At 48.8% G+C, this 21689-nt stretch carries 15 protein-coding genes; 8 read left to right on the top strand and 7 right to left on the bottom strand.

From position 1 onward, the window contains the following. The first annotated feature begins 32 nt into the window (after positions 1–32). On the top strand, positions 33–1178 hold the full coding sequence (locus tag ACO6UY_RS04275) for a M20 family metallopeptidase (RefSeq protein WP_422450437.1): 1146 nt from the start codon (positions 33–35) through the stop codon (positions 1176–1178). 291 nt (positions 1179–1469) lie between these two features. After that, positions 1470–2963, top strand: coding sequence for a hypothetical protein (locus ACO6UY_RS04280; RefSeq protein ID WP_422489174.1), 1494 nt, complete (start codon positions 1470–1472; stop codon positions 2961–2963). Between the two features lie 639 nt (positions 2964–3602). On the opposite strand, the gene yccS is transcribed toward ACO6UY_RS04280, so the two are convergent. After that, positions 3603–5753 (bottom strand): YccS family putative transporter, encoded by a 2151-nt coding sequence (gene yccS / locus ACO6UY_RS04285; protein WP_422460061.1) that lies wholly within the window; start codon positions 5751–5753, stop codon positions 3603–3605. Positions 5754–6211: 458 nt separating this feature from the next. On the opposite strand from yccS, the gene ACO6UY_RS04290 reads away from it, so the two are divergent. The 3 genes from ACO6UY_RS04290 (at position 6212) to ACO6UY_RS04300 (ending at position 8781) form a co-directional block, all read left to right on the top strand. Then, the gene (locus tag ACO6UY_RS04290) at positions 6212–6388 is read left to right on the top strand and encodes a hypothetical protein (RefSeq protein WP_422450434.1); all 177 of its coding nucleotides are present in this window, start codon (positions 6212–6214) and stop codon (positions 6386–6388) included. A gap of 327 nt (positions 6389–6715) precedes the next feature. Next, complete coding sequence (rimK, locus tag ACO6UY_RS04295) at positions 6716–7618, top strand: 30S ribosomal protein S6--L-glutamate ligase (RefSeq protein ID WP_101747669.1); 903 nt, start codon at positions 6716–6718, stop codon at positions 7616–7618. Positions 7619–7725: 107 nt separating this feature from the next. Further along, positions 7726–8781: a succinylglutamate desuccinylase/aspartoacylase family protein gene (locus ACO6UY_RS04300; protein WP_422450433.1), complete on the top strand. Its 1056-nt coding sequence runs from the start codon at positions 7726–7728 to the stop codon at positions 8779–8781. An 8-nt stretch (positions 8782–8789) separates the two neighbouring features. On the opposite strand, the gene ACO6UY_RS04305 is transcribed toward ACO6UY_RS04300, so the two are convergent. Both ACO6UY_RS04305 and ACO6UY_RS04310 read right to left on the bottom strand, forming a co-directional pair. Next, complete coding sequence (locus ACO6UY_RS04305) at positions 8790–9884, bottom strand: hypothetical protein (protein WP_422489176.1); 1095 nt, start codon at positions 9882–9884, stop codon at positions 8790–8792. A gap of 233 nt (positions 9885–10117) precedes the next feature. Continuing rightward, positions 10118–10939 carry a hypothetical protein gene (locus ACO6UY_RS04310; RefSeq protein WP_422489178.1) on the bottom strand — a complete coding sequence of 274 codons (822 nt, stop codon included), beginning with the start codon at positions 10937–10939 and terminating at the stop codon, positions 10118–10120. Positions 10940–11660: 721 nt separating this feature from the next. Here ACO6UY_RS04310 and ACO6UY_RS04315 point away from each other — a divergent pair. After that, complete coding sequence (locus ACO6UY_RS04315; RefSeq protein WP_422450430.1) at positions 11661–12785, top strand: protein-tyrosine phosphatase family protein; 1125 nt, start codon at positions 11661–11663, stop codon at positions 12783–12785. Positions 12786–12858: 73 nt separating this feature from the next. On the opposite strand, the gene ACO6UY_RS04320 is transcribed toward ACO6UY_RS04315, so the two are convergent. From ACO6UY_RS04320 to ACO6UY_RS04330, 3 genes are all read right to left on the bottom strand, one after another. Beyond that, positions 12859–13692 carry a thymidylate synthase gene (locus ACO6UY_RS04320; protein ID WP_422489180.1) on the bottom strand — a complete coding sequence of 278 codons (834 nt, stop codon included), beginning with the start codon at positions 13690–13692 and terminating at the stop codon, positions 12859–12861. Then, entirely contained in the window at positions 13689–14594 is a 906-nt protein-coding gene (lgt, locus tag ACO6UY_RS04325; RefSeq protein WP_422450428.1) for a prolipoprotein diacylglyceryl transferase, read from the bottom strand. The genes ACO6UY_RS04320 and lgt overlap by 4 nt, the downstream gene beginning before the upstream one ends. 118 nt (positions 14595–14712) lie before the next feature. Next, positions 14713–17244, bottom strand: coding sequence for an inositol phosphate phosphatase SopB (locus ACO6UY_RS04330; protein ID WP_422489182.1), 2532 nt, complete (start codon positions 17242–17244; stop codon positions 14713–14715). Between the two features lie 264 nt (positions 17245–17508). On the opposite strand from ACO6UY_RS04330, the gene ACO6UY_RS04335 reads away from it, so the two are divergent. After that, a complete protein-coding gene (locus tag ACO6UY_RS04335) occupies positions 17509–18105 on the top strand; it encodes a DUF84 family protein (RefSeq protein ID WP_422460069.1) in 597 nt (198 codons plus the stop codon). 263 nt (positions 18106–18368) lie between these two features. Here the strand turns inward: ACO6UY_RS04335 and ACO6UY_RS04340 are convergent, their stop codons facing one another. Beyond that, on the bottom strand, positions 18369–19151 hold the full coding sequence (locus ACO6UY_RS04340) for a sulfite exporter TauE/SafE family protein (protein WP_422450425.1): 783 nt from the start codon (positions 19149–19151) through the stop codon (positions 18369–18371). A gap of 482 nt (positions 19152–19633) precedes the next feature. Here ACO6UY_RS04340 and ACO6UY_RS04345 point away from each other — a divergent pair, with 482 nt between their 5' ends. Further along, on the top strand, positions 19634–21556 hold the full coding sequence (locus tag ACO6UY_RS04345) for a PrkA family serine protein kinase (RefSeq protein ID WP_422450424.1): 1923 nt from the start codon (positions 19634–19636) through the stop codon (positions 21554–21556). The last annotated feature ends 133 nt before the right edge of the window (positions 21557–21689 follow it).

Raw genomic sequence — 21689 nt, forward strand, 5'->3', positions numbered from 1 at the left:
CCTAACCTCCAAGCAGGAAATATAAAGCCATCATGAGTGATCAACACTTCAACCTGGATCAATATCTGGAAGAACTGAAGCCACTGATTGACGTCGATTGTGGTACCTGGACCCCCGCCGGTGTCAGCAAGGTTGCTGATATCATGACCGAAAAATACCAGGGCATCGGCTGGCAGGTTACCCGTCATACCTTTAATGAAAAAGTAGGCCCCGGCCTGCTGGCGACCAATAAGCCGGACGCCGAAGAGTACGACATCATGCTGATCGGACACCTGGACACTGTTTTCCCGGAAGGTACAGTGGCCGAATGGTCCTTGACCCATGATGGTGAAAAAGCCTACGGTCCGGGCGTGGCTGATATGAAATCCGGCCAGCTCAATATGTTCAAGGCCATCAGCCAGCTGCCAGAAGACGTCGCTGATCGTCTGAGCATCTGCGTCTGTATGAATCCGGATGAAGAAATCGGCTCCATTTACTCCGGCGAGTGGCTCAAGGGCATTGCCAGCAAGAGCCGTTATGTACTGGTGGCTGAAGCTGCCCGTGCTGATGGATCACTGGTTAAAGCGCGTAAAGGAATGGCCTCTTACCAGGTAGAGTTCAAGGGCAAAGCGGCGCACGCGGGTAATGAGCCCGAGAAAGGTATTTCTGCCATTACTGAGCTGGCGCACTGGATCACCACCCTGAACCAGGAAACCAACTTTGCAACTGGCACCACCCTGAACTTCGGTGTTGTCAAGGGCGGTTCCGCCGGTAACGTGGTACCAGACTATGCGTCCACAGTCCTGGATATCCGCTTCTGGGATAACGATGACTACGCCCGTCTGGAAAGTAAGATCCAGCACATGCTGGAAAACCCGTCACTGCCGGGGATTGACATCAAGCTGACCCGCGAAGCCCACAAGCCCGCCTTTACCCCGAATGAAGGCAGTGAAAAACTGATGGCCCTGATTGAAAAAACCGGTCAGGATATGGGACTGAACATTACCTGGCAGGCAGTGGGTGGCGGTTCCGATGCCAACCTGACCGGCTCACTGGGCGTGCCCACAATTGATGGTCTGGGCCCGATTGGCGGTGCCATGCACAGCCGCAAAGAATCTCTGGTGCTGGACTCCATCGAGCCCCGCCTGACACTGCTGCGCAATGTGCTGATCAACCTGGCGGAAACCATTGGCCGATAACAACAGAAACCAATAAATCAGGGCTCATCCACCACCGGTGAGCCCACAAAAGTAAAAACAAAAGGAACTAACAGGCATATTTTCGGTCTAGAAGTTCAATTTCATTAAATCATGTTTATTGTAATGGACCCTAAAAAGACCAGTATTCAAAACGGATACCCCACTGCCCATAACTATTTTCTCTCTCTGGGCAAGCAGCCACAATTAGCTCAAAAACTTAATGCCACTCATGAACAGATGGTATATAACCAGTGGCTGGTAGATCACACTCAATTACCGTTATACCACCCGGTGTATCAGGTTGCGCCATCCAGCACATCTACTCCGGTTTTACAAAGACAGATGTCGCTTAGAAGCCAGACAGAAAATCATTTACCCCGTAACAAGCCATCCTGTCTGCATGCTTTTTTAGAGAGCAGAGCAAATGAGCCCCCTGTCACCTGGCTTGATAAGAAACAAGGTATTCTGAAAATAAATGACTGGTACCTGACAGAAGCTCAATGGAAGCAAGATCAACGTCTTAAAGGCGTCGTGAATCCCAGTGAATTACGTAATGCTTTATGCCACTCAGAAGATATAGACACCCTGTCTGGTCAGCAGTATAAACTCTCGTCGTATAAGACCGACCTGGTTACCAAAATGACAACTACCAGAGCATCGCGTCATCAGCATGCGCCCTACAATATACCTGAGCGACGTAAAGGGCCAGAGCGACGTAAAGGGCCAGAGCGATGCTTATCTACACACTCTTCGGGCACAGGACTGAACATAACCACACAGACTCAACATGAAACAGCAAGGTCACCACAGTTGTATGCCTGTACTTTTTTGGCAAGACAGGCGGATATTGGCCTATCTGTTCAATGGATTAATAAAGACCGGGGAACATTTAAAGTAATAAATACTGAGCAAGTGAAGAAAGAATGGAGTATACTTCAGCGGCAATTTAACGTATCTAATGGCGAAACATTACAAGATGCCTTAATAACAGAGATCGGAAAAAATGATATTGAGTGTGTAGTGCTTACCGATTCACATGAAATCATTTTCCAACTTAAGTTCAAACACTACTCAGCTGATACCATTTCGTCAGCAGAAAATCACCAATCCATTGCATTATCCACTTCAAAGCAAGCTACCCCTTATACAACCCCACCTCCAAACCCGATATCAACACTGGCAAATGCAGGGGGCTCAACGCCTGGTGAGGCCCAGATCAGGAGCACACTCCCTGAGGCTCGAACAGACGCCAGGAAAACGCCATTGAGTGCTCAGTCCGCCAAACCAACTGATTCGATAAAGCCAACTTATAAATCACCAACAACAAAAAGCTGCGAAGACTGCCTGTCTTTTATTTTTTCAAATGCTGATGGACAGCAAAGCTTTGCGACATGGCATGACAGAGCAGCGGGCGAGCTTATAATCGACATGAAAAAATTGACGACCAAATGGCTATCAAGCAATCCATCCGGGTATCGTGAACGGACTGACTTTGATTTTTTTGCCCGGTTTTTTGCAGTACAGAACTACTGGACCTACGATGAAAGCCGGAATATTTTTTCTTTGAATTTACGACACCCTATGGTCCTGAATGCGTTAAAAGTAACGACTCAGGAACCACTCTGCCAATCATCGCCCATCCGGGCATCTGACCCATCAGATCTGGCCAGTAACAACAAGCCGTTATCTGCATCTGAACCAGGAGCCAGTCATCAACCCCCGGGTACGGAAAAAACCAATCTTTTGGCGGCTCGGAAAAACCCGATGCTTGAGTGGATTAAGTAAGATGTGAATGAATGCCGTAAATTCACCGAATGGCATGATGCATCGAGAAATCAGCTCATACTTAATCCGATTGCGCTGCAAAAGTACTGGACTATCAACCTGAAATTTTTCAGTCTGGAAAATATTCCATCCAATGCAGCCCGTCAAAGTATCTCTCAGTTGGTAGAAAAAGGCTTATGCCATTATGACCCTTGCACCAGACTGCTCACCTTAATTTAAATCCGACCTTCACCACCCCTTGGTAACATTTTGATTTTAAACGATTAAATATCGTGCCAACCATATATTCGAATAGAATATATGCTTCAAAATCAAATGATTACGTTATTTTGGTGGTGAAAGTGGGTTAAATCCTTCGCCCCCATTATTGATCGACAATATGATGATTAAAACCTCCGTACTGATAGCCAGTGCAGAATAGCGTTAATACCTTTACACCCCGTTCATCCTGAGCGGAGTCGAAGGGTGATTGGTAAGATCTATCAGAGTCCGGAGTTTCCGCCTTTAGGCCCTATGGGTCCTTCGACAGGACGAACGGAGTGCGGAGGCACAACAACCCGTCAAAGCCATTGAAACCATGTACCAGGGCCTGTTGACGTTTCGTTGCCTGCTCGCAACGAAACGTCAACAGGCCCTGAGTTACTGGCTGTCAGGCTTATTTAATTTATTGTAAATCTCAACAGCCAGAAGATGCATTTCCGGCATGATTTGAAACATTAGCTGTAACTGTTGCAGCAATAAACGGGTTTCAGGCCGCTCGTCGGTTAATTCCGCTTTAGAAAAACGTCCACGACTTTGCACAGAGCCCCCTATCAACTGTTTCTCCAACAATTGCAGATGGTTATCCATGGACTGATATTGTGCCAGCAGCCCTTCGTGAAAAGAGTCTCCAGCCAACAGCATCCGGTGTGCCCCCAGAGTAGAGATATAACTCAGCATGGCATGGGAAAGGGTCAGGAAGCGAAAGCTCTCATCCTTTGCCCGCTGATAGCGGGCCGGTTCAGTCAGCATATTCATAATGGCGGCATTAAGCCGGGCATCCATATTGTGCGCATGACGACGCGCAAGACGATAGGCCAATGTATCCCGTTTACCCGTCTGGTACTGCGTCATAACCTGAGACAGATACTCTCGATGCCTGGCTATGGTCAATGCCATAATCCGATTCAGCCGCCGGGATTCCCAGTCAGGCAGAATAAACACAACCGCAGTGACGGCCAGCAGGCAGCCCAGCAGGGTATCCCCCAAGCGAGGCATAATCACAGCAAAGCCCAATCCCTGCTGGTTAAAACAAAACAACACCAGCAAGGTAATAAACGCTGTTGCCAGATCATAGCGTACGGTACGAAATGCAAAAAACAGAATTCCGCTGATCACCATCAGAACCAGCTGACCTTCCTGCCCCGGAAAAAGGTACAAAAGCGGTATGCCGGTCAGAAGCCCGGCAAGCGTGCCAACGACCCTCTGGGCAAGTTTCTGTCGCGTAGCGCTGTAGCTGGGCTGACAGACAAACAGGATAGTCAGCAGAACCCAGTAACCGGGTTGCAGGTGCAACCCCTGAATCAGCCCGTAACCCAGTGTCAGCGACGTTGCCAGACGAAGGCCATGTCGGAACAGAGGGCTGTCCAGGCGACACTCATGCCAGATACACAGCAGGTGAGCCTTGATTCCCCTGGGGTTGGAATCAGCCAATATGCGCTCGTCGGCGGATATGTCTGAGTCCGGGTGTCCTACAGATGATATTTGTAATTCCACTGTCGTCAGGTTTTTCAGCAGATATTCCAGCTGAACCAGCAGAGATCGCCACTGAGGATTTTCCTGTTGTTGCAGATATTTCAGCGACTGGCGCAGCTCATCAAGAACCGCTGCATTCTCGTTATCATGCAAATACTCCTGTCCCATGGCCAGAGACCGGGCGATGGCCCGGCATGCCTTAGCCTGAACTCGCAACATTTTCTGAAAGCGAAAAAGAATATCGCTGCGGGAAAAGTGCTCTGCCAGATCCTGATAACGATAATGAGAGGAACTCACCCGTTCATGGATATCCTGGGCAAGAAAGTATATGTGCAGGAAAGGCTGCGCGCTCACGTTGTCCTGTCGGCGGACTCTCTGGAGCAAAGAAGCCTTGGCCTGGTTCAGGGCATTGACAACACTGACATTTTTTCTGGCCAGCTCCAGACGCAAAGGCTGAGGGTTCATATTGGCGACGGGATCAAACAGCTGACTTTTACTGTCAAGATAACCCGCCAGCTCTTTGAATATATTGGCCAGGGATTGCTGCACCGGGCGATCAGGCCAGAGAATATGCCAGACCAGAGACAGCACACCATACCATAGCGCGCCACTGAGCAGCAGCTGCGGCTGCTCCCACAGGCTCTGGCTTGCCCCCGCACCCAGCATGGTGTAAACCGCCAGCAACAGCGAGGCAAAGGTCATACTGCTATACCTTGGCCCCATGGCACCGAGCATGGTAAATCCAAACGTCGAACTGCACAGCCCTAGCGCAAAAAGCAATGGATAATCAAACAGCAGCTCAATGGACAGTGATGCCAGCAGAAAACAGGCCAGCATCATGATCAGCGCTTTAATCCTTCCCCAGAGGTTGTCATCCACTTCAGCCAGGGCTGCGGCAATCACACCCAGTACCACAGGCGTGATGTCATCAGGTGATCCCCGATACCAGGCAGGCAAGGTAACGCCAGTCAGGGCAAAAAAGACTTTTACACTGTAATTAATCCGGTCGTTTGCCCAGTAATTGCGGAAAAAGTGGAAGATCTCAGGGAAGAACATGATGGTAAGCTGATTGCCGGACGATTGATCTAAAGTTTGTGAGCATACCCGAAAAACGCGTTGAGACTAAGTGACGATGGCCGTAACCGCAGAGCAACCACTTTTTAGGAGCGGTTTTATGGCGCTTCACTCAGCAACATCTAACAAAAAACCGGGAAAAATCACTCACCACCATTACTAAAAAAACATAAAACACTAAAAATATGCCATCAGAAAGGCAAAATTATAGAAAAACGCATTATTTTCAGACTAAAAAACAACTAAATCATAAAAAACAGGAATTCATCCTGTTTTACCCTGGCCCTGTTTTTTTTTATTGACTGAACCCCGGTTTTACCAGAAATTAGCGCAGCAACACCAGTTCCTCTCTCTTGTAGACCAGCCTTTGTGAACGATGGTTTGCAGATGAGGAACGGCTGTTTGCTATTTGTCTTGACCGGCATTCAGAGCAGGCAGAGATGGAAGAGTATCCAGACTTCGAAGAAGAGTTTGAAAAAGCGGCCAAAGCTAAAAAGCGTTATCGCACCCGCCAGGCCGACTATGAGAAAAAACGGTCGAAAGCGGAGCTTCACCTTGAACGCAAACGGTTGCGGGAGTTACTCGAAGACGAGCACCTGGTCTTTGACCACTGGTAAACTGCCCCCCGCTACTGATCAGGATCCCTCCTCTACCCAAGGGCTGCAGTTGATCAGCCCGCTTTGATTTATATTGCTGTTGACAAGCGATTACCCGGACCTCTTTTGTGACGATGGAATAAGCGACCATGGCATGGTGACAAAGCATGTTCATAGCAAAAGACGAGTACTACTTTTATAACACCGTTTTACGTATCTGCTGGTCTGCGTATATTCAGTAAAAAGCGCTCTGGTAAGCCATACTTTTTCTCAGCCTTTTAATTTGAATCAGTCATGAACCAGGTTTTCAGCCAGAGCGCAGAATGACCTTTTATCAGGAATTACCCAATGCGAATTGCGCTACTTTCCCGTAACGAGCGGTTATACTCATCCCGCCGCATCATTGAGGCTGCAGAAGCCAGAGGTCATACGATCGATGTTATTGATATTTTGAGTTGCTACATGAATATCAATGACAAACACCCCAGTATTCATATGAAAGGGGTGGAGCTGCCTCATTATGATGCGGTGATTCCACGTATTGGTGCCTCCAACACCTTTTACGGGACTGCGGTTATTCGCCAGTTTGAAATGATGAACTGTTACTCACTGAATGAGTCCCTGGCCATTGCCCGCTCCCGTGACAAGTTACGGTCAATGCAACTGCTGTCGCGTAAAGGCGTGGGCTTGCCGGTTACCGGCTTTGCCAGTGGCCCTGGCGATATCCCCGACCTGATCGATATGGTTGGCGGTGCCCCCCTGGTGATCAAATTGCTGGAAGGCACCCAGGGTATTGGCGTGGTCCTGGCCGAGACCCGGAAAGCGGCAGAAAGTGTCCTGGAAGCATTTATGGGCCTGAAAGCCAATATTATGGTTCAGGAATACATCAAAGAGGCCGGCGGTGCGGATATTCGCTGTTTTGTCATTGGCGACAAAGTCATCGCCGCGATGAAACGTCAGGCACCTGAAGGCGAGTTCCGCTCCAACATTCACCGGGGCGGCAGTGCCAGCCTGGTGAAGCTGACCAAAGACGAGCGGGCTACCGCAGTAAAGGCGGCAAAAGCCATGGGGCTGAGACTGGCAGGTGTCGATATTCTTCGCTCCAATCGCGGCCCCCTGGTGATGGAGGTCAACTCCTCTCCGGGGCTGGAAGGTATTGAGCGGGCAACAGCCAACGATGTAGCCAACTGCATTATTGAATACCTTGAAAATAACTATCGCCGCACGAGTAATACACGAATTACCGGATAAATTCACTTCACCAACCCACCATCACTCTGATTAAAAAAACACCCGAGTGATGCTTTTCAATCCCGGTCTCTTCCTTTCAGGCCTGATGACCGGGGCTGGAGTCTTCCATGGAAAGAGCACAACCCCTAGAGCTATTTGGCCATACCATTTTGCCAGGTACACGACAGCACCTTAATATCCCGGTCGTCAGACTCTACACCGATACGCCCATTGATCTTCGGATTGAGGTTATTCACGGTCGCAAAAAAGGCCCATGCCTGTTAGTGACGGCGGCCATTCATGGTGATGAACTCAATGGCGTGGAAATCTGCCGGCAAATCCTCGGCTATAAAAATCTGGCGAAAATCCATGGCACCCTGATTGTCATTCCCGTGGTTAATCAGCTCGGATTCATCCAGCAAATTCGTTACCTGCCTGATCGCAGAGACCTGAACCGCTGCTTCCCGGGATCCAGCAAAGGGTCTCTGGGCGGAAGGCTCGCCAACCTGATTACTACGGGCATTTTTCCACACGTTGACTACGCCCTGGACCTCCACACCGGAGCCATTCACAGAACCAACCTGCCACAGCTGAGAACCGACCTGACCAACGAGCAATGTCTTGGTCTGGCCAGGGCCTTTGGTGCGCCGGTAATCCTCCACTCATCCCTGAGAGATGGCTCTTTCCGCCATGCAGCCAATGAGTACAACATTCCGGCACTGGTTTATGAAGCCGGTGAAGCACTACGACTGGAACAGGCTTCCATCAAGCTGGGTTTCAAAGGCGTTATGCGTGTTATGCGTCATCTGAATATGCTGCCCGGGAAACCCGCCAAAACACCGGCTATTCAGCCATGGGAGTGCAACCAGAGCCAGTGGCTGAGAAGCTCAAGGGATGGATTGGTGTTACTTCATATCAAACAGGGTCACCTGGTCAAGGAAGGGGACACCATGATGACCATTGTGAATCCGTTTGACGCCAGTGACAGTGAAGGCATCACCGCACCGTTTGATGGTGTTGTTATTGGCCTTAGCCAGCTGCCACTGGCCAATGAGGGCGATGCACTGGTTCATCTTGCCAAAGTCAGCAGTACCCTGGCAGATACCGAGTATGACCAGGAAGTGGTTGAAGAAGTGCTTGACCTGGGTGTTGCCCAGCTGCCGGTACCTGAAAATCACGATTAAACCGTCATTTACCGCCTCAAAATCAGGTGCTTCAACACAGCCCCGGCATATCTCAGAGTGGCAGAATAGGAATCAGCACCCGTCCTGGCCACGTGCAGAGCCCTTGCCTGAATAGAGGGATATGCTGGCGGTTTTATTGGCTGCCTCACTGGTGGCAAAGGCGATGTTGCTTGCAACTGACAATAAGGATTAGCAGTGGATGAACCATAACCAACGGTCGGACCTGTCGGCCAGGTTCGGGCGGCAATACCGAAACCTGCCGGACTACACCTGGGCAAAATATCAAAATTGGCAGGCATGACCAGCTGCAGTTCAGGCTGGAAGGAATCTTCAGTTTGTACCACTGAACGCCAGGCCGGAACCGGCGTTAGCCAGTCATTTTTCTGCAAGCTACTGTAGTTCAGATTAAGCACAGGCTGCCTGCGGGCGACATCAAGCTCCTCAAGGTATTGCCCTTTATCTACCTTCATGTTGCGACAGGACGCTGCGTATATGTCCTCCATCGTCAGGTTAGAATGATCTTTATTCATCATTTCTATCGCAAAGTTGATAAACAATTTACTTTGCCAGATTGAATCCATATCAACACACCATTTGCCCCCGTGAGCCTGAACCTCAGTAAATACATAACCATAACTTGCCATCTGGTCTGCCGAAGGCCATTTTGGAAATTTATCCAGTATGCAAATGCCATCTTCGTTGTAATAAGAGCGCACTCTCAGATGGTGCTCAAAGGCTTGCGCATCCCGGAGTTCAGAGAAACCGTGGAGTACGATAATATCCCGGTCGGACAGTTCCCTGATTTTCTCTGGCTTCAGGAATGATTCATGGGGTAGTTGATGTCTGAAAAGCAGTCGGGTGCCAGAGTTCAGCGCAGCAATTTTTCGTTTTCCTGAATCAAAAGAGACCAGGCAACAGCCAACATGGTCAACGGTTGCCTGTTCTATGAGACGGTTACTGGCACCATCACTGGTAAAGGTCTTATGCCCGGAACCATGACGCCAGAATAAATCAGAAGACGGGTGCTCCCGAAAAACATTTCCGTCATCGTCACAACCCCAGACTTCATGAAACATTGAGAAATGTGAAGAAAATGGTCCCATTAAAAAAACTCCTCAATTTTCTTTCTCCGACTGCTCACTTTTAAAAAGTGTCAGACAGTTTGCTAACCATACGATGATGAAAAAGTTTCATGTTTGATTCGCAATTTCCCCCCCCCATCCCACCACAGCTGCGACCTGCCAATTTGGGTTCTGTTAATCTATTGGGAACGACCAGCGGCCATCGTCCAGCTCTGGATGATGTATATCAAAAAGCAAGAAGGTTGTAATATGCACTAAGGTACCATTGGGGTGACAACTATGTTCACATACACTGAAGGCAATTTTACTAATGTGCACTTTACCGCCGAAAAATCAGGTGCCGTAACACTTTCTCCAGTAAATTTCAGCGTGGCAGAATCGGAATCAGCAGAAGAGTCGGCCATGTGCGAATCTTCCACCGGAGAAAATGGGTACGAATTGATTGGTTGTCTCACTTGCGAGACAAGCGATATTTCTTTCGATCGGAAAACAGGAATAGTAAAGGATGGATCACAAACAGCAACCGGCACTGATCGGGCGGCAAAACCTTCAGGATTACACCTGGGCAGAATATCAAAATCGGCAGGCATGATCAGCTGCAGTTCGGGCAGGGAGGCGTCTTCAGTTTGTACCACTGAGCGCAAGGCCGAAACCGGCGTCAGCATGTTATTATTCTTCAAGCCTTGGTGGTTCAGTTGCAGAACCGGTTGCCTACGGGCGGCATTGAGTTCAGCAAGGTATTGCTGTTTATCAACATTCAGAGTAAATCTACAGGAATCAGAGTATATATCCTCAATTTTCATGTCGTCAGCATCCTGTCTTTTCATATCGTCTATCGCAAAGTTAGTCCACAATTTACTTTGCCAGATTGAATCCATATCCACGCACGCTTTGCCCTCGGGACCGTGAACCTGAATCTCAGAAAAAACGAAACCGTAACTTGCCATCTGGTCAGCCGAAGGCCATTTCGGGAATTCATCCAATATGCAAGTGCCATCGTCGTTATAATAAGAGTGCACTCTCAGATGGTGCTCAAAGGCTTGCGCATCATGAAGTTCAGAGAAACCATGGAGCACAATAATGTTCCTGTCGGACAGTTCCTTGATTTTTTCCGGCTCCAGGAACGATTCATGGGGTAGTTGATGTCTGAAAAGCAGTCGAGTGTCAGGGTTCAGCGGAGCAACTTTTCGTTTTCCTGAATCAAAAGAGACCAGGCAACAGCCAACATGGTCAACTGTTGCCTGTTCTATCAGACGGTTACTGGCACCATCAGTAGTAAAGGTCTTGTGCCCGGTACCATGACGCCAGAATAACTTGGAAGATTGGCTACCCCGAACAACATTTTCGTCGTCGCCCCAGAATTCATGAAACATTGAGAAATGTGAAGAAATTGGACTCATTAGAAATATCTCCCCAATTTTCTTTCTATGTTTAACAGGTTTCAGGTAACTTTCTGACCATACGATAATGAAAAAGTTTCATCTTTGACTTCAGAAGTACCTGACTTTCAGTACCAATAGAATGATGCCAACAGCTTCGACAACTGCAGAAACAACTGGAGTTTATCGCCACAATCCAGTTGCGCAGCCCGGGAATAACACCGGAATAATCGCCCGAGTGCCCTGGCGAAAAGTCCGTACCTGTACCATTGCGTTTGTCGGCGCGGGTTTTATCGCTGCTGCGATCGCGTCCGGTACTTTTATACCTTCCGCGGTTTTTGCCACTGCCGGGCTTATTTGCCTGGCAACTGCACTTTGTCAAATCCTTCCCCCATCGTCATTAACTCAAAGTAGCATTGTGCAACTTTCACCAACAGCAGGCTCACTGGCTCAGGCTGAATCACTTCTGCCCGGTTCGCAGGGCCTTGCAGCCAGTAATGACCGCCAGTCCGATACCCAGCCCATCCGGACAGTCATCACCGGGAACAGCACAGAACTGCCTGCCATTGCCGAAACTCTGCAGGGCATCCTGAAGGCCCTTGGATCGGTCGCGCAGACGTTTCCCAATTTCTCCCGGTTCTGCTCCGCAGAGGTCTCCAAACGTTTCCTGGAGCTGCGCAAAAGATCCAGCGATGTTCCCTTTGAGCAAAATCTCAATGGTGGGGCCTGTCCCAGGGCCAGTGCCGCTAACTTTAGAAATTATGCCCTCTCCAAGCACAGCAATATAAGCTGTCACGAGGCATACTGCGCCATGCCTGGTCAGGCATACCATGCCAACTACATCGACATGCATTACGGTCGATTCATTGCGGCACAGGGGTCCGTCAACAGAACCCATGACCGTTTCCTGCAGCTGCTGGCAGTGAACGATACGGCCATCTCCGTTGCCCTGGTCACTGAAAATGAGCTCAAGCGCCCTGATAACACCCGCATTGGACCAACCGACATTGATCAGCCGAAAACCATTCCTGCACTGGAAATCACCACCACAACAGGAACGGAGACATTGCCTTCTGTATCAGTAAGCCTGGTCGGTTCAATGGATCTGCCAGATATGAAGCTGAGGATTGACCAACTGGAAATTAATGGCAAACCGCACTTTCGCATCAATGAAATGGGGTGGGTTGATGGAACAGCCAGCAATCCGGTGAGGCTGGCAGCCATCACGATGATTGCCGAAACCTTGAGAAAACACCCCGCAGTGCTGGAACGGGCAAATAATCCGATGGTGGTTAACTGTAACGCGGGGGTAGGCCGGACCGGTACATTTATTGTCGCCAGCGATATCATTCGCCACTATGGGCAAAATCCACAAGGGGGCCCACTGGATATAGACAGTAAGATTCTTGCCGCCAGACAGCGCAGATCATTGAAGTTTGTGCAAAACTCCCTCCAGTACCAGAACCTGGTCACATTGCAAGAGAACCGAAACGCCATACTGCAGGCTATGTTTGAGGCAGGGGTATGCAATCCTGGCCCCTGAAAGGTTCACACCTGAAGAGTTAACCCGCAGGTTGCCCCACGGATAAACCACCAAGAGGCCAGGAGCCTGTCGGTTAAACGGACACAGCCGCTTTGATATGGGGATGGGCTTGATAATTCACCAGCTCAAAGTCATCAATGGAAAACTCAAACAGATCACGAATGGCCGGGTTTAGCTTCATCCGGGGTCGCTGGTAAGGTGTGCGGCTTAACTGCTCTTCTGCCTGTTCAAGATGATTCGCGTACAGGTGAGCATCACCAAAGGTATGAACAAAATCACCGGGTTCCAGGTCACAGACCTGGGCAATCATCATCGTCAACAGCGCATAGGAAGCAATATTAAAAGGCACTCCCAGAAAGATGTCAGCGCTGCGTTGATACAACTGGCAGGACAACTTGCCATCCAAAACATAAAACTGAAAGAGGCAGTGGCACGGTGGTAACGCCTGACGCCCCATAGCGGCATTGTCTTTTGGCGAGTAGGCGACATCCGGAAGTACCGATGGATTCCAGGCGCTGATCACCATCCGTCTTGAATCCGGGTTGGTTTTGATTTCATTCAATAGCCACTGAATCTGGTCGACCACTTCACCATTGGCCCCCTCCCAGCTGCGCCACTGTTTGCCATAAACCGGGCCGAGACCACCGTCGTCGGTTGCCCACTCATTCCAGATCCGGACACCGTTTTCCTGCAGGTAGCCGATATTGGTATCCCCTTTGAGGAACCACAATAATTCATGAATGATTGAATTCAGATGACACTTTTTGGTGGTCACCAGTGGCAAGCCCCGGGAAAGATCAAACCGCATCTGATAGCCAAACACACTGTAGGTACCCGTGCCGGTCCGATCCGCTTTGAACGTGCCATGGTCTTTTACATGGCGCAGGAGGTCCAGATATTCTTTCATCGTTTTTTCGATCCACTATTTCGTTGCTTAGGCTCTGGGCAGTTTCTGTGCTTTGGGCTGTTATTAGCCCTGGTCTTTGCCTGCCAGGCGGCGTCATCACTATTCATACCATTCACCAGTGAATGGTGACGATAACCCCAGACCATAAACACTATACCCATAACGACCATCGGCAAAGACAACAGCTGCCCCATGGTCAGCCAGTCGAAGGCGATAAAACCAAGCTGGGCATCCGGCTCCCGGACAAACTCAACGGCAAACCTTGCCAGCCCATAGATCAGCAGAAACAGTCCGGAAATGGCCATTCTTGGCCTGGGCTTTGCTGAAAACCACCACAGTATGCCAAACAGCACGAGCCCTTCCAGGAAGAACTGATAAAGCTGGGAAGGGTGTCTTGCCATTTGACCGGGATCGGTAGGAAACACCATGGCCCAGGGCACATCGGAGGCTCTGCCCCAAAGCTCGCCACCAATAAAGTTTCCTATTCGACCAAGGCCCAGCCCCAAAGGTACCAGTGGGGCAATAAAGTCCGTCACCTGAAAAAAGCCTTTACCCTGAGAACGGCCATAGAGCCACATGGCCACAAGCACCCCAAGCAGGCCACCGTGAAAGGACATGCCGCCATCCCACACTTTGAACAGCCAGAGCGGGTCTCTGACAAAATAGTCAAAGTGATAGAAGATGACATACCCGAATCGTCCACCCAGGATAACTCCGACAGCCCCATAGAAAACCAGGTCACTGACCTGTTCCGGACGCCACAGGCCACCGGATCTCCGGGCACGAATACCACCCAGCCAGAGTGCCAGGGCGAAGCCTGCAAGGTACATCAGGCCATACCAGTGCACACTCAGGGGGCCAAGGCTGAACGCCACGGGATCTATCTCAGGATACGCAATCACAAACCATTTCCGATCAGTAAAATACAGTTCAAGTGTACCAAGGTAACTGGCTTCTGAGCCAGCCGGAAACAGTTGAAATAAAAGAAAAGTCGTTGATGTCTTCGCCCATAAACCTGTCTTAACGGATTAGCTTTGAAAATATACTGTCGTCCAGCTGTTTGGCCTGGGTGCCATCCAGTTTATAGCCGGGCAGGCCGGTATTTTTCATCTGAATCATTATATGACCACCGTAGACCATAAACTGCTCCGTAAGACCGGGAGTACCGCAGGTTGACATCGACTGTTGAACTGCCTCAGAGAGCCCGGTTCGATCTTTATTGCTTTTGCAACCGGTGAAAAGGTCCATTCCCATAATGGCGGATAGCTCTCTTAATTTTCCGGAGAAATAAAAGGGACCTGCTTGTTCGGCAACCTGTTGCAGGCCGCCAGGTGTGTTGTACAGCGCCCATAAATCATCAGCCAGTTCCTTTGCCCTGTACTGGTTGCTGGCGGATAGTGCTGGCAGCTTTTCTCCCAGTAAGCCGCCGTACTGATGGTTTGAACCGACTAATTGTTGCAGTGCAGCGCCATTGACCTCCATCACCGTTTTCCAGGTGTTGGCATTAGCCATCAGGATTTTGCCAGACAATGATTTTTGCCGGTCTGCCAAGGCCAGTTTATTACAGGGTGCAACCAGCATGACGGGCCGAGGCCTGATTTTCACGGCAGCGGACCTGCCATCAGCGTAATGAATGGTTAGCGTGCGCTCTTTATTGGACATTTCCATTAACTTTTCGTGCAGCTTTTCAGTCCATTCTTTCTCATTTTCAAGGCCTGCGGCTCTGGCAATACGACTATCACGGATCTGATCCGGGCTCAGTAAATTCAAGTACAGGCAATCCAGCTGAATGGGTTGGTGATCGGGGTTTTTCATGGCATTTTGTAACGCCGGTTTATGGTTGTGAAGCAGAAGGGCGGTAAAGATTTCATCGAGGCGCTGGTCGGTTATGCGATCTACATTCTCTCCTTTTTCCTTGTAGGCATAAGGGCAGCCGACCCGGATATGCCTGGCCGTCTCCTGACCATCAACTTGCATGGTGTAGGCCAGCATATTTATTGCATGAGGCGAGTTCCGCTCCATTGAAAGAGCCAATTTGTCATGATAGCCATTTGCAAAAGGGTCTCTGTTTCCAGCATCAGCAGTGTCATCATGGAGACGCATGGACGCTGCCGGAGTGTATTCAAGAGTGACCTGGTGCCATTGATCATGCTGATAAATATGAAGTCGGCTGCTGAACGACGTGCTATCCTCTGCCAGAACCTTCATAAGTTCCTGTTCAAATAGATCGGCATTAAATCGTTTCTTTAGCTGCTTGTGCAGTCCGGTGAGTTCCTGAATGGCGTCAGGAACGCACTGGACCGTCTTGCCGGTACTGGTCTGTGCGATTGCCCTTTTACTATCGATAATTGCAGCGATTTCCCCGTCAGCCTTTTTCTTTCCAGACTGAGTATTGGATAACCGCCTGACCACTTCGGCATAGATATCCACCTGTCCAAGATATTGCTCGCCACCTCTGAAATCGTATTTGGCGGCATCCCGTATATATCTTTTCAAGCCCGCTATATCATCTTCAATAGCGCCAGTCATTGCTATCAGTCTTGCACTGAGATGTTCGCTGCCACTGCCAACCAGCTGCCTTGCCTGTTGCAGTGGGCCGCCCTCAATGTCGGGCCAGTGTGGCGCTATCCACCTCATATCCGGACCATTTTCCAACAATAAGCGTTGCGTCCAGTGGATGAACGATTGCACTTTTTCCCGGTGCGCCGTTAACTGGTCAGCCAGCTTTTCTATTTGTTCCGGGGTATTTATGGTTGTGATGGCAAGCTGTGTGGATCGGCTTTGCACATCAGCAGGAGATGGTTTGCAGCTATCGGTCGTGATGCATATTGGTGTTTTTTTTATTTCTTTAAGTCTCGATATAAACGGTTCAGGGTTATTGACCCTGGGAAGTAGCTGATTGATGTTTTCCAGAATTTCTTTTTTTCTGGAGGGTGGGGGTAGCGCTCTCTGCTGGCTGGTTCTTGAATCTTTTATGTCTTCAGTAAGCTGGATCGCTGTGCTAATCAGTGGTTGCAGGTTATCTATAATCTTTAGTCGGCTGTTGACAGGAATTAAACAGAATATGTCACCTGATGGCATTGTCAGGGTGATTGTCAGATCTTTTGGCAAATTCAGTTGTGTGACTAAATTTTTATAGCTATTGAAAGCTTTTTTGTCGGAGAGATCATTGTTCAGAACACCATTATTTATGGACTCCATTAACGATTTCAGCGCTCTATCAGATTCACTGATATAGTAATTTTCTGAATTTTCCCGATGAATTTTCGCAAGCTCTCCATCCGTTGAGAGCAGCTCTTCCAATTCCTGCTCGGGTACAGAACAGTTTTTTTCATCCACAAGAGGGCTTGCACTAACTGGCTTTATTGTTTCAAAGCTGGTGATCGCTTTTGTTCCCTGCTGCCCATCATCTGCCTGTATGCCGGGCTCATTCAGCCTGACTGGTGATACATCTTTATGGTATTTTTTTTTGGCTGGTTTACTTTCTGGTGTCGAAAAATCGTGGATAAAGCTACTGGAGCCAGGCTTGTTGGGTTCAATGGGAGGAGCCATGGGTAAATCCTTTTTAGCTAAAAACCGCAAAGTTCAAAAATTCAATCTCAATACTGAATGTCTGATATATCGCCATTTTTAACACCCGCTAAACTTGTTTCCCATCAGCTTTGTGGGCCTGGTCCGCTGACCTCAAAAAACAGCAATTAAGTTTTCACGTGTTTGGAGTTTTCGCTCAGTCACAAATTGAAAATTATCAGAAGCACAATCCGAAAAGCTCACTATAATTGCTCAGCATCTTCTAAAAAAAGCAGAGCCATTGCTATGAATCTTTCCGTCCCTGGCAGCAAACCTGCAATTGATATTCCTGCAATTGATATTGTTGTGGGCTCTGAGTCAAAAATGAAAATTAGTGCCGTAGAGAAAGCTTTTGCTCGCTACCAGGTTAATCTGATTGCAACCAAAGCACGCTCCGGAATAAATAGCCAGCCCGTTGAAAACGAAACCCTTACGGGAGCTGGCAACAGAATAAAAGACGCGAAAGCAAAGTACCAGGCAGCTGATCGTGACGCTGATTTTTTGTTGGTGGCCATTGAAAATGGTATTTTCCATGAGCAGGTCAACGGTCAGAAAGTATGGTTAGATAAAGCCGTCGTTATTATCGAGACATCCGGGGGCATGCAATACATCAAGGAAACATCACCGGTACTATTGCCTGCTGAGTGTGTGACTATCGCCAGACAAAGGGGATTTGAAAATACAACGGTAGGCCAGGTTATGGCCGAAATAGACAGTACGGTTCAGCATGATGACCCCCACTCAAGCTTGCCACCTTTTAAATCCCGTCAGGAATATCTGGCAGAAACACTGGTTGAAATGGTGAGCACCTTAGAGCGGGAAAAACGGATAAATCAAGTGTGAAATGCTACGCCAGAATCAGTATTAAGTAGCTGGCCATATGGAATCGAATATTTCTGGCTACTTGGGCTGGTACTATGCGAGGCACAACGGAGGGAGCATAGCCGTAGCTATGTGACCGGAGTTGTAACGAAGCACGACTGCATGGATGCAGGAGCTAGAGCAACGCAGGAGCAGTTGCCGGGAGTGTCGGCACAAGGAGTCAGAAATATATGATTTCATATGGTTAGCTACTTACAACTGGATAATGAACGGATCAGCCGGTGTTAAGCCAAAAACTGTATTCCAACAATAAACAGAAACAGGGCAAACAATTTCTGTAGCTTGTCTGCGGCAAGTCCATGAGCAATACGGGCACCAATTCGCGCAAATAGAACACTGGTCAAGACAATCCCCAGGAAAGCAGGCCAATAAACATACCCGGTAGCCAGAGCAGGCAGGCCTGAACTCTTTTCACCCAGAGCCATGTTGGATAAGGCTCCCATCACGGCAATAGGGAAGCCGCAGGCCGCCGAAGTACCCACTGCCTGCTGCATTGTCAGGCTGATTCTGCGCAAAAACGGCACAGACAGAGTCCCACCACCAATACCAAACATACTGGAGACAGTCCCAATGACAACACCGGCACTCACCAGCATTGATTTCCCCGGCGCTCTGCCACCTTCATAAACCTTAAACCCGAACCACATTTTTGCTGACACCAGGATCGCAAATACACCAAGAAGCTTCTGCAACAGATGCCCACTCAGATTCACGGCGGTATACACCCCGAGAAAAGCACCGGCAAGAATACCGACACTTAACGTGGCAAATATCCGCCATCGAACAGCTCCGGCATCCTGGTGCGCTTTAATGGAGCTTACCGATGTGACCACCATGGTAGCCAGAGATGTGCCTACCGCCAAATGGGTCAAAACCTCAGGGGACATACCCTGGACGGTGAAGCTGAAGATCAGTACAGGAACAATAATCAGCCCGCCACCAATACCAAATAAACCGGCCATTACTCCGGCACAAGCCCCCAGGACAAGGTAGAGTAGAAAGAGCATTGTTATCCCTTATAAAAAAACAGATTAACAATTATACGACGATAAACTATTATCAGGTGAGTCTATTTTCAGGGAATACCTATTAACCTGGATATTTCAATGATGATAAGCAAATTAAATAAAATATCTTTTTTGAGATTTTTATGAAAATCAACCAACTCTTACGACCAATATTTATACGACTAATATTTATACGACAAAGTATATTCAAATAATCGAAAAACTAATCTAGAATGGCTGGATGCCTATTAAACAGTTGGCTATTTTATCCCCACCCCACTCTTTTCTTTTACAAATAATTCCTGAAAAATCAAAACGTAAAAGGTATAGACATTCTTATCCATTAGTTCTATAACGTTAATGTACGCACACTTTTTTCATTATTGATAATGTGTCGTTCAAAAGGATAGAAAGACTTCTGAAAATCATAACTAAGCAGTACGCCTTAAAAGACTCACAACGATCAGGCGAGGGGGAAACAGATGTCCATATTTGCTCAATACCAGCAGAGATACGAGTCCGTCCAGCAGGAAGAGATGAGTCTCACAGAGTACCTGGAACTCTGCAAAAAAGATCCCTGGGCTTATGCCAACGCCGCTGAACGTATGTTGAAAGCGATTGGTGAGCCTGAGGTGATTGACACTTCCCGGGATCCACGTTCAAGCAGGATCTTTTCCAATAAACTGATTAAGCAGTACCCGGCGTTCAAAGAGTTCTATGGCATGGAAGAAGCCATTGAACAGATCGTCTCTTATTTCAAGCATGCCGCACAGGGCCTGGAAGAGAAGAAACAGATTCTCTACTTACTGGGGCCAGTGGGGGGCGGTAAGTCATCCCTTGCGGAAAAATTAAAGCACCTGATGGAGAAAGTACCGTTCTATGCCATCAAAGGCTCTCCGGTTTTTGAATCTCCCCTGGGCTTATTCAATCCGGATGAAGATGCCGACATTCTCCAGGAAGAGTATGGAATACCAAACCGGTATCTTAAGTACATCATGTCTCCCTGGGCCGTTAAACGGCTGAATGAGTATGGTGGTGATATTTCCAAATTCAGAGTGGTTAAACTCTACCCAAGTCGTTTGAATCAGGTTGGTATCGCCAAAACCGAGCCAGGTGATGAGAACAATCAGGATATTTCCAGCCTGGTGGGTAAAGTCGATATTCGTCAGCTGGAAGAGTACTCCCAGGACGATCCCGATGCCTACAGCTTCTCTGGCGCGCTGTGCCGTGCCAACCAGGGCATCATGGAATTTGTTGAGATGTTCAAGGCCCCCATCAAGGTGTTGCACCCGCTGCTGACCGCAACCCAGGAAGGTAACTACAACAGCACCGAAGGCCTTGGTGCCATCCCTTATGAAGGTATTCTGCTGGCGCACTCCAACGAGTCTGAGTGGCAGTCTTTCCGCAACAATAAAACCAATGAAGCCTTTATTGACCGGGTTAACATCGTCAAGGTGCCTTACTGCGTAAGAGTCAGTGAGGAGATTCATATCTATGAAAAGCTGCTTGAAAACAGCTCCCTCAGGGAAGCCCCCTGTGCACCGGATACCCTGAAGATGCTGGCACAGTTCACCACCCTGTCCCGTATCAAGGAACCAGATAACTCATCTATCTACTCGAAAATGAAGGTGTACGACGGTGAAAACCTGAAAGACACCGATCCCAATGCCAAGCCTTTGCAGGAATACAAGGATATGGCCGGGGTTAATGAAGGCATGAACGGTCTTTCCACCCGGTTTGCCTTCAAGATTCTGTCCAAGGTCTTCAACTTTGATCCTTCAGAGGTCGCTGCAAACCCGGTACACCTTTTGTATGTTCTGGAACAGCAGATTGAGCAGCACCAGTTCCCGGAAGAGATACACGATCGCTATCTGTCGTTTATCAAAGAGTACCTGACGCCCAAGTATATCGAGTTCCTGGGCAAGGAAATTCAGACCGCTTACCTGGAGTCCTACTCTGAGTACGGTCAGAATATCTTTGATCGCTACATCACCTACGCTGATTTCTGGATTCAGGATCAGGAGTACCGTGATCCGGATACCGGCCATATTCTTGACCGTGCTGCACTGAGCGAAGAGCTGGAGAAAATTGAGAAACCTGCGGGTATTGCCAATCCCAAGGACTTCCGGAACGAAGTGGTGAACTTTGTGCTCAGGGCCCGGGCCAATAATGATGGCAAGAACCCCAGCTGGCTGAGCTATGAGAAGATGCGCACCGTGATTGAGAAGAAGATGTTCTCCAATACGGAAGACCTGCTGCCGGTTATCTCATTTAATGCCAAGGGATCCCAGGAAGATCAGCGCAAGCATGCCGATTTTGTGTCACGAATGGTTGCCCATGGCTATACCGAGAAACAGGTTCGCCTGTTATCCGAATGGTATATCCGGGTTCGCAAGTCTCAATAAAAACGACGTCCGCCTGCCGTCACCGACAGGCGGGCATAACTCTTAAGTAGCTGGCCATATGGAATCATATATTTCTGGCTACTTGGGCAGGTGCTATGCGAGGCACAACGGAGGGAGCATAGCCGTAGCTATG

The organism is Endozoicomonas sp. ALE010, from assembly GCF_049310165.1.
In the GTDB taxonomy this organism is placed as follows: Bacteria; Pseudomonadota; Gammaproteobacteria; order Pseudomonadales; family Endozoicomonadaceae; genus Endozoicomonas.